The sequence below is a fragment of the Mesorhizobium sp. M0802 genome (genome assembly GCF_040320115.1).
Classification (GTDB): Bacteria; Pseudomonadota; Alphaproteobacteria; order Rhizobiales; family Rhizobiaceae; genus Mesorhizobium.
In genome coordinates, this window is record NZ_JAMYOY010000042.1 from 1 (window position 1) to 9843 (window position 9843).

Sequence of the window (9843 nt, forward strand, 5' to 3'; positions counted from 1 at the left end):
AACTCACTAGTGGCAAAAGTACAGACAACATTGATCGGCACCCGGAGATTCCAGACTCGCTTCAATTACAGGGGCGATACGTCCCCGGAGGCGGAAATCATTGCCGACTGTGCGCCGGTACTTTACGTTCGGGCGCCAGTTGATCTATTTATCGCGACCCGATCAGATCCCGATCGCCTCATAGGCTTCGGCGATCTGCCGGATTGAGGCAACATAGGCGGCGGTTCGGTAATCACCGAGCTCCGGTTGTTCTTCCATCAGGTCGGCGATGCGGCCCCAGGTGCTGCGCATGACGTCCTCCAGTCCGGAACGAACGAGATCGATTTCAGCGCCCCCTTCGAGGAACTCGTCGCGGATATCGGCGGGGAACTCCTTGCCGGTCATGCGTTCAAGTGCTGCGGCGATCGTTTGGTTGCGTCGCTCGCGCCGCCTCCGTTCCATCAAGCCAAAGGGAATATGCGTCAGGTTCTTCACCCACTCGAAGTAGCTGACGACTACGCCGCCGGCATTGACGTAAAGATCGGAAAGAATAGTGACCCCACGGGTACGGAGAACTTTGTCGGCCTCGAAAGTCACCGGGCCGTTGGCAGCTTCAACGACGAGGTTTGCCTTGATGCGATCCGCATTGCCTGCATGGATCGCATTTTCCATCGCCGCCGGAATAAGTACGTCGCAGGGCTGCTCGATGCCTATCACATCACCGGGAAATGATGCGCCGCCTACAAAGCCGAGGATGCTGCCGGTTTTGATCTGATGCTGCTTCAGTGCCTCGATCGCCAGACCATCGGGATTGGCGACATAGCCATCGTGTTCCGCAACGATCGTCGCCAGCGCGCCGTCGTCTTCAGAGAGGAACTTTGCCGTATGGTAACCGACATTGCCGAAGCCTTGAACGATGACTGCAGCACCCTTCAGATCACACTTGCCGTTCAACCCTGCGGTGCGAGCGTCGCGGAGATAGCTGTGGATCGCGAACTGGACGCCCCTGCCGGTTGCTTCGGTCCGGCCGGCAATGCCCCCCTTCGACAGCGGCTTGCCGGTCACGCAGGCGCGCGCATTGATGACATCGGTCGGATTGGCGCGGCGGAACTCGTCCATCATCCAGGCCATTTCCCGCTCACCCGTGCCTATGTCGGGAGCCGGAACGTTGACGCCGGGGCCGATCAAGCCACGTTTGTTGAGCTCCTGAGTGAAGCGGCGGGTGATGCGCTCGAGCTCCTGCGGCATCCATTCGCGCGGATCGATCTTGAGAGCGCCTTTCGAGCCGCCGAACTGTACATCGACCAGCGAGCATTTGAGCGTCATCAGCGCTGCCAGCGCTTCGACCTCTTCGGCATCAGCATTCGACGCATAGCGTATGCCGCCCTTCACCGGCTCGCAATGCTCGCTATGGACCGATCGCCAGCCGATGAAGCTGTACATGCGGCCGCGCAGCCGGACGCCGAATCGTACCGTATAGGTCGAGTTGCACTGCATGATCCGCTCTGACAGACCTTCCGGTAGATCGAGGAAGGTCATCGCATGGCGGAAGTTCTTGTCAACGCTTCCAGAAAGCCCGCGGAGCTCGTCTGTCCGAGGTGCACTTCGCGTTGTGGTACTGCATTCAATGAAGGTTCTCCTTATTCGAGTAGTTCGGGCGCCGTGCTGCCTCAGCTCAACAAAATTCGTTGGTCCGCATTACGAACGCACAGGGCATAGATCAGCGTGAACAGCCGGCGCGCAGCGTTGTCGATATTCACTTTTGTAGACAACCGGGCCCTCAAAAGTTCGGCAGCCTCGTTATGAACACCACGCCGGCCCATATCAATCGCCTCAAGCCGTTCAGGGCCTGGGTGGCGGATGGCGTCGTAGTAGCTCTCGCAGATGCGGGTGCAGTCCTTGACAGTCGCCGGAAAGGGTGAGCGACAGCTTAGTCCTGACGACATGCACCCCACTGTCTTCGGCAACGTGCAGTGCCAACCGTCCGTCGGCCGCCTCGATATTAGGACGATAGGGGCGCCGTCATGGCCGATCGGTGCGAATGTGTTAGCTTCCAGAAGATCGATGATTGCCTGTTCACGCTCGACGCGCGCGTCCCGTGTTTTGAACGAGCAGTCGAGTGCGACATCGCACAGACGGAACTCGGCACCGGTCATGACATTGCCTTCCCTCACATCGCTTCCAGGCACATCGCGACACCCATTCCGCCGCCTATGCACAGGGTGGCAAGACCCTTCTTGGCGCCACGGCGCTTCATCTCGAACAGCAGAGTATTGAGGATGCGGGCGCCGGATGCGCCGATCGGATGGCCGATCGCGATGGCGCCGCCATTGACATTGACGATCTCAGGGTTCCAGTCGAGATCCTTGTTGACGGCGCAGGCCTGCGCGGCGAAAGCCTCGTTGGCTTCGACAAGTTCGAGGTCGCCGATCGCCCAGCCGGATTTCGCCAGCGCTTTGCGCGAGGCTGGGATCGGGCCGGTACCCATGACCTGCGGATCGACGCCGGCTGTTGCCCAGGAAACGATCCGGGCAAGCGGCTGGATACCACGCTTGGAGGCCTGCCCTTCGGTCATCAGCAGAGTGGCAGCGGCGCCATCGTTGAGGCCCGATGCGTTGCCGGCGGTGACCTTGCCTTCCTTGTCGAAGGCCGGCCGCAGCTTGGTCATCGATTCCAGCGTAGCACCATGGCGGATATATTCGTCCTGATCGACCGTGACGTGGCCCTTGCGCCCCTTGACGACGAAGGGAATGATTTCGTCGGCGAAGCGGCCGGCCTTCTGCGCCGCTTCTGCCTTGTTCTGCGAGGCAAGCGCGAACTGATCCTGATCATCGCGCGAGAGCTGCCACTGCTTGGCGATGTTTTCCGCCGTCATGCCCATGTGGTAGCCATAAAAGGCGTCGGTCAGGCCGTCCTTGATCATCGTATCGACCATCTTGAAGTCGCCCATCTTCACGCCACTGCGAAGATGCGCGCAATGCGGCGCCATCGACATCGACTCCATTCCGCCGGCAACGATGATGTCCGCATCACCGGTGGCAATCTGCTGCATGCCGAGCGCAACCGCCCGCAGGCCGGAACCGCAGAGCTGGTTCATGCCCCAGGCGGTCTTTTCCTGAGGGATGCCTGCCTTCATCGCCGCCTGACGCGCCGGGTTCTGGCCCTCGCCCGCCTGCAGGACCTGACCGAGGATGACCTCGTCGACCTCGCCCGTGTCGACGCCGGCGCGCTCAAGTACCCCTTTGATGACGGCAGCGCCAAGCTCATGCGCCGGCGTGTTGCCAAATGCACAGTTGAAGGATCCGACTGCGGTACGGGCGGCGCTGGCGATGACGATCGATGGGGTGCTCATGGTGGTCTCCTCATTTGGTTTTGCGAAGCCGGCAGGGGCCGGCTTCAGTTTCTCGGCAATACCGCCAGGCTTAGTTGACGATGGTCGCCTCGGTGGCGCTGCGGATCCGGCCGTCGGTAACGCCTTCGGCAAGCTCGACCAGCTTCAGTCCGCCATCGACGATGTCGAGCACACCAAGATTGGTGATGATCCGATCGACGACGCTTTGTCCCGTGAGCGGCAGGGTGCAGGCCTTCAGCACCTTGGATTCGCCGGCCTTGTTGGTGTGGTCCATGACGACCACCACCCGCTTGACGCCCGCCACCAGATCCATCGCTCCGCCCATGCCTTTGACGAGCTTGCCGGGGATCATCCAGTTGGCGAGGTCGCCGTTCTCCGCTACTTCCATGGCGCCGAGGATTGCCATGGCGACCTTGCCGCCGCGGATCATCGCGAAGCTCTGCGCCGAGTCGAAGAAAGCCGAATGAGGGAGCGCCGTCACCGTCTGCTTGCCGGCATTGATCAGATCGGCATCGATCTGATCTTCGGCCGGAAACGGGCCGATGCCAAGCAACCCATTCTCAGACTGCAGCGTCACACGGACGCCTTCGGGAATATAATTGGCGACCAGGGTAGGAATGCCGATGCCGAGATTGACGTAGGTGCCGTTTTCGAGTTCGCGGGCAGCACGGGCCGCCATTTGGTTTCTGTCCCAGGCCATGTCTCTCCCCTGCCCTCAAGCCGCTTCGCGCGTGGTGCGCTGTTCGATGCGTTTCTCGTGCTGACCCTGAATCAAGCGATGCACATAGATCCCCGGCACATGGATATGGTCGGGATCGAGGCTACCGACCGGCACGATCTCCTCGACTTCGGCGACGCAAATCTTGCCGCAGGTGGCGGCCGGCGGATTGAAGTTGCGGGCCGTCTTGCGGAAGATGAGATTACCCGACGTGTCGGCTTTCCAGGCCTTGACGATCGACAGGTCCGCGACGATCCCGGTCTCGAGAACGTAGGTCTCGCCGTTGAATGTTTTATGCTCCTTGTCTTCGGCCACGACCGTGCCAACTCCGGTCTTGGTATAGAAGCCGGCAATACCGGCGCCCCCTGCCCGCATCCGCTCGGCAAGCGTCCCTTGCGGGTTGAACTCGAGTTCCAGTTCCCCGCTCAAGTATTGGCGCATGAATTCTGCATTCTCTCCGACGTAAGACGAGATCATCTTCTTGATCTGCTTCGTCTTTAACAGCACGCCGAGGCCGAAGTCGTCGACACCGCAATTGTTCGACGCGATCGTCAGGTCCTTGGTGCCCGCCTCGCGGATCGCATCGATCAACAGTTCCGGAATGCCGCAAAGGCCGAAACCGCCGGCGGCAATGAACATGCCGTCGAACAAAAGCCCTTCAAAGGCCATCGCTGCTTTGGAAAAGACTTTCTTCACGTAAATTCTCCAGTCTGAAAACACTGCCGGCCACGCCGCGCCATGACAGGCAAGGCCGCTTGTTCTGTGCCTGAGAGTGCTACCAAATCGAGGTGACCGTATTGGTGTTGTTTCCCTAATGACATGCGAACTCGCGGCGTGGCCTAATCCCGCTGTCACAGATTACAGCGGCGCACGACATGTTTAGTTTCATCACGCCTCATCTAAAATTAACTCGGCCCAGCGATCGAGGAAGGCTTCAAAAGTAGAGACCGCGTAGGCAAGATCGTCCGTCCCGATGGGCAAAGACAAAGCAATGAAACCGCGACGAGCGATGTAGATCCCATTCAGAAGAAAATCGAGATGAAGCAGGGATTTAAGCGCGCTTCTGGTCTTGGCTAAATCTGTGGGCGTGGCAATTGGTGGTCGAGCGAAATGGATGTTCATCAGTGATCCGATTCCAGTCACAGTCACCGGTAAGTTTCGTTTGCTGGCTGCGTCGTTCAGCATCGCGCGTAGCCTGTCACCTGACTCGTTCAGGGTAACGGCCGCCTCAGGCGTGAAAATCTCGGTCAAGCCAAGCGTGCCGGCTGCCATGGTGAGAACATTGTTGTTGAACGTGCCGGCGTGGATCCAGTGGTCTGGGCGTCGCGGATCGTAACGCTCCATGAGGTCTCTGCGGCCACCAAAGGCCCCGAAGTTCATCCCTCCGCCGATATATTTTCCAAGTGTCGTCAGGTCGGGCTGAATCCCGAGCCTACCCTGCATACCACTTGGACCAAGACGCGAGGTCATAACTTCGTCGTAAATCAGCACTATGCTGTTGCGATTGCACGAATGCCTCAACATTGTCAGGAACTCTTGCGCCGGCGGCAAGCAGCCCGCACCGCCCATCATTGGCTCAACAATCACCGCAGCTAAATCAGCGGCGTTCCGCTCAAGCAGATCGTGGGTTTGGCTGACGTCATTGAACGACGCAAGAACCGTCGGAATTGGCACATTCAGTGGCCCAGGGCCATTGGGGAAAGTCAGGAGACCGCCATGATATCCACCGGAGAATGCCATGATTTTTGAACGTCCGGTAAAGGCACGGGCGGTTGAGAGGGCAAACAAATTGGCTTCTGTTCCAGAGTTGCAGAACCGAACTTGTTCCATGGACGGAAAACGATTGCATACAACTTCCGCCAGCCTGGCCTCGTACTGGTTGGGGCCCCCAAGATTCAGACCTTCGCGCCCCACCTTCTGCAATATGTCGAGGATCCTCGGGTCTGAATGGCCAAAGATCGCTGCACTCTGCTCGCCAACCAAATCTAAGTAATCATGACCATCGACATCCCAAAGGCGGCAGCCTTCCCCATGGGCGAATGCAATAGGAAATGGCGTGTAGTAGAGTAACGTTCTCGTATTTCCTCCTGGCATATGCGCTTCCGCTCGCAGTTGTCTTAGAGAACTTTTGGGATTCATTGCAGTCAATCGCGAGGATAACTCCCCAAGAGCGTCTTCAATGGTAAAGTTGCGTTGCGTTGCTGACTGGCTCATTGGACACCCACCTTCACTTTCAATCGGAGAATTGCAGTTCAGTACGTCTATCACACCGTATAACTTTGATCAATGATCTAAAGCGCATTAGGATAGGTCTCCCGTCGGTCAGCGAGCAAAGAGGTCTAATTTTGAGCAAGGAAAGTATGGTCACCTACGTCGGCGTGCCGGTGATGACGTATGGTTGTCCTAGCGAGTTAAAGGACCGATCTAAGGAAGTCGATTGTCTCAGGTTTTTGTGGGTTTCCGATTACCTGCTCAGCGGGCCCGATCTCGTGGATCAAGCCCTTATGGAAGTAAGCAACGCGGTCGGACACATCACGCGCGAAGCGAATTTCGTGGGTCACGAGGATCATTGTCATGCCCTCTTCTGAGAGCATCTTTAGGGTGTCCAGCACCTCGCCAACGAGTTGCGGATCGAGGGCCGAGGTGACCTCGTCAAAGAGCATGTAATTCGGCGACATAGCGAGGGCGCGTGCAATGGCCATCCGCTGCTGCTGACCACCGGAGAGCTTGGACGGAAAAGCCTTTAGTTTCTCCCCTAGGCCGACGTGAGTGAGCTGCTTGACCGCGATTTCCTCCGCTTCCTTCTTGCTCTTGCCTAGAACTTTGCGGGGCGCAAGCATCACGTTCTCGAGAACTGTCAGGTGGGGGAAAGCATTCCACTGCTGGAACACAATGCCGATCTTCTGCCGCAGCCTGTTGAGGTCTGTACTGCGGGCATGCACATCCGTGCCGTCAACGAGAATCTGCCCGCTCTGGATTGGCTCCAGGCCATTGATGCACATGAGCATCGTGGATTTGCCCGACCCCGACCCGCCTACTATCGAGAGCACCTCGCCCTTCTGAACTGTGAGGCTCACGCCTTTAAGTACCTCGAACTGCCCAAAGGACTTACGAATGTCTTTCAACTCAATCATTTTCGTGCCACCGCTTTTCAATTCGTGCCCCAATCCTTGCGATCGGGAAGCTCATCAGGAAGTAGATCAGACCTGCAATCGAGAGAATGAAGAGCGGCTCCTGGAGGCGGGTCACGATAATCTGCGACGCCCGCAGCAGCTCGATAATGTCGATCCAGAGGACGAGCGCCGAGTCCTTCATGACGCCAAGCGTGAGACCAATCCAGCTGGGCAGCGCCACGCGCAAGGCAATCGGGAAAACAATGTTGGTCAAGTCCTGGGTGTAGGTCATGCCGAGCGAAAGCGCGGCGCGGCGCGTGGTTGGCGGAACGGCCAGGATGCCGCCGCGCACGATCTCGGCACAATAGGCTGCCGTACAGAGTGCGAGTACAACGCAGCCTACCGCAAAGGCGGACACTTGGAGCTTGAGGATAGACTTGAACGAGCTTGCGAGCACTAATGGGATCAGGAGCGGCACCGATCGCAAGATATCCAGCACGAAGCCGACGGAAGCGTTGAGCCACCAGGGTGCCGAAGCACGGATGAGCCCAAAGAGCATTCCCAAGATTGTGCCGCCGAGCACGGCCCAGGCCGTTATCGCCAGAGTTGTTCCTGCACCCTGAAGAAGGAACAGGACGTCGTTCCAGGTGAGACTTGTCTCGAACACCACCATCTCCTCAATACCGGAATAGACGCCAGGCGAAGAGGCGTGATGAGAGGGTGATGAGCTTGGCCATCAGGTAGTAGATGACGCCAGCTATGGCGAATGAATTCGAATGTGCGGAAGGTGCGCACGTTGAGCTCCTGCGTGACGCCGGTAAGATCCGTATTGAGGCCGACCGTGACGCCAAGTGAGGTCATTAGCAGCGCCCAGACCATCTGGTTGGTCATGGGATAGAATACGATGCGGAACATCCGCGGCAGCACGATGAGGCGAAACGCTTGCGGGGCACTCATGCCGAGCGAGCGAGTAGCCCGCGTCTGGGTTTGAGGAATGGCTCGGAGACCGCCGCGGAAGGTTTCAGCGAGATAGCCTGCATTGTTAAACGTAATGGCCACGACAAGCGCTACGTAGGAATCGAGGTGGATACCGAAGGAGCCGAGGCCGAAGTAGGTCATATAGATCTGAAACAGCGCCGGCGTGTTGCGGGCAAGCTCGACCCATGAGGTTGAGAAGCCAAAGAAGATCTTGTCGGTTGATTGGCGACCGAGCGCCAGAACACGCCCAGGACGACGCCGATCATCATCGACAGCACGGCAATTTCAAGTGAGACCAGAGCGCCCCGCAGCATTTCTGGAAGAGCGTTCAGGGCCGGGCGCCAGTGGAATGTGTAATTCAGCATAAAGGGCGTATCCGCGAGCGGTGTGGATCAAAATAGCCGAGGGCGCATGATCTCACCCTCGGCCCCAAGTGTTTCGTTTAGCGGTAGACGCCCTTGACGGTCAGGTCGGGAGCCTCACCGCCGACCCACTTGTCGAACAGTTCCTTGTAGCGGCCTGTCCGAACCTGGCGGTTCACGAACAAGTCAAGGTAGTTGATGAGACCCTGCTCCTGCCGCAGCGCGATGAGGGACACATAATCCGTGACATAAGGTGCCTCGCCCCTAATCGCGAAGCCTTTGTACACGCCGGACGGCCTGGGCCGCGATATTCCCGATGACTGTTGCGTCAATCTGGCCCTGGGAAAGCGCCAGGAACACGTCAGCTTGGGTTGGGTACGAACGGAAGAAACCGCCGCCCCACGCCTTCACGTCTTTCTCGAGGGTGATTGCCTCGAAGGTGCCGGAAGTGACCCCGGCCTTTTTGCCCTTGAGACTCTCATACGTGGAGATACCAGAATCCTCCTTCGTCAGGATGACAGTCTTAAAGGCGAAGTAGGGAATCGAGAATCCGAAGGTCTTAGCGCGTTCCAGCGTGTCTGAGGTTACTGCCACACCCACATCCGCACGGTCCGAGACGAGCGCCCGGATTCGGTCTGGGAACGGGGTCTCGACGATCTCTGCCTTGACGCCGAGTGCCATGGCGAGGTCGTTGCAGGTGTCCACGTCAAAGCCTATCGGTTGGTTGTTCTCGTCGCGCGAGCCCATCGGCGGGAAGTCGAGCACGACAGCGCAGCGCAGGGTGCCGGAGTCAATGATGTCGTCGAGCTTGTCCGCTTTGGCAGGCATGGCGGCCAACATGCCGGCGAAAAGACCGACCGCTGTCATTTTCAAGTTCATGGCTTCCTCTGGTTGACTTGGTTCTAGGATCAGCGCGCGGGACGCGCTTGGCAAACTTCGGCCATGGGGGTGCTCGTCACATTGCCTTGCTATCGGCTCTGGTGACCCCCGTATAGGAAACATACTTGTCATAAAGGAGATTGAGATGAATTGCCCACTTGCCATGTGACACCCCACGGCATGGCAGCTTGGTTGCGGGTGCGACCAAATCTTCCATCGAGGGGTGACCAAAATTTGATCAAAGATCAATAAGGGCTTCTAGAATTCCACGGCTTTCAGCGATGTTTCTGCACAGTTCTATTCTCAGGTTCGAAGTTCCTATTGGGCCTTTAACACCGCGACAGATCTCCGACGCATTGATCGATGCAGCCGACGTGGGTGCAGCAATCGTGCATATCCAAGTACGCACCCCAAAACCGGTAAGCCGCGCGCGATGTGCATCTGGCTGATGCATGTCACGAA

At 58.1% G+C, this 9843-nt stretch carries 9 protein-coding genes and 2 pseudogenes; 1 reads left to right on the plus strand and 10 read right to left on the minus strand.

Translation table 11 applies throughout. From position 1 onward, the window contains the following. Positions 1-162: 162 nt before the first annotated feature. The 10 genes and pseudogenes from NKI10_RS30385 to NKI10_RS30430 all read right to left on the minus strand — a co-directional run bounded on the left by NKI10_RS30385 (position 163) and on the right by NKI10_RS30430 (position 9381). On the minus strand, positions 163-1518 hold the full coding sequence (locus NKI10_RS30385) for a Glu/Leu/Phe/Val family dehydrogenase (RefSeq protein ID WP_352862573.1): 1356 nt from the start codon (positions 1516-1518) through the stop codon (positions 163-165). 131 nt (positions 1519-1649) lie between these two features. After that, positions 1650-2135: a UPF0262 family protein gene (locus tag NKI10_RS30390; protein WP_352862574.1), complete on the minus strand. Its 486-nt coding sequence runs from the start codon at positions 2133-2135 to the stop codon at positions 1650-1652. A gap of 14 nt (positions 2136-2149) precedes the next feature. Further along, complete coding sequence (locus NKI10_RS30395) at positions 2150-3331, minus strand: acetyl-CoA C-acetyltransferase (RefSeq protein WP_352862575.1); 1182 nt, start codon at positions 3329-3331, stop codon at positions 2150-2152. A gap of 70 nt (positions 3332-3401) precedes the next feature. Then, positions 3402-4031 (minus strand): 3-oxoacid CoA-transferase subunit B, encoded by a 630-nt coding sequence (locus tag NKI10_RS30400; protein ID WP_023820392.1) that lies wholly within the window; start codon positions 4029-4031, stop codon positions 3402-3404. A 15-nt stretch (positions 4032-4046) separates the two neighbouring features. Beyond that, positions 4047-4745: a CoA transferase subunit A gene (locus NKI10_RS30405; RefSeq protein WP_023820393.1), complete on the minus strand. Its 699-nt coding sequence runs from the start codon at positions 4743-4745 to the stop codon at positions 4047-4049. A 192-nt stretch (positions 4746-4937) separates the two neighbouring features. Further along, complete coding sequence (locus NKI10_RS30410) at positions 4938-6263, minus strand: aspartate aminotransferase family protein (RefSeq protein ID WP_352862576.1); 1326 nt, start codon at positions 6261-6263, stop codon at positions 4938-4940. A gap of 197 nt (positions 6264-6460) precedes the next feature. Then, positions 6461-7183 carry an amino acid ABC transporter ATP-binding protein gene (locus tag NKI10_RS30415; RefSeq protein ID WP_352862577.1) on the minus strand — a complete coding sequence of 241 codons (723 nt, stop codon included), beginning with the start codon at positions 7181-7183 and terminating at the stop codon, positions 6461-6463. Continuing rightward, positions 7176-7829 (minus strand): amino acid ABC transporter permease, encoded by a 654-nt coding sequence (locus NKI10_RS30420; protein WP_352862578.1) that lies wholly within the window; start codon positions 7827-7829, stop codon positions 7176-7178. The genes NKI10_RS30415 and NKI10_RS30420 overlap by 8 nt, the downstream gene beginning before the upstream one ends. A gap of 10 nt (positions 7830-7839) precedes the next feature. Beyond that, a pseudogene (locus NKI10_RS30425) lies at positions 7840-8505 on the minus strand (amino acid ABC transporter permease). Between the two features lie 77 nt (positions 8506-8582). Beyond that, positions 8583-9381: pseudogene (locus NKI10_RS30430) on the minus strand (transporter substrate-binding domain-containing protein). A gap of 281 nt (positions 9382-9662) precedes the next feature. On the opposite strand from NKI10_RS30430, the gene NKI10_RS30435 reads away from it, so the two are divergent. After that, positions 9663-9830: a 3-keto-5-aminohexanoate cleavage protein gene (locus NKI10_RS30435; RefSeq protein ID WP_352862579.1), complete on the plus strand. Its 168-nt coding sequence runs from the start codon at positions 9663-9665 to the stop codon at positions 9828-9830. The last annotated feature ends 13 nt before the right edge of the window (positions 9831-9843 follow it).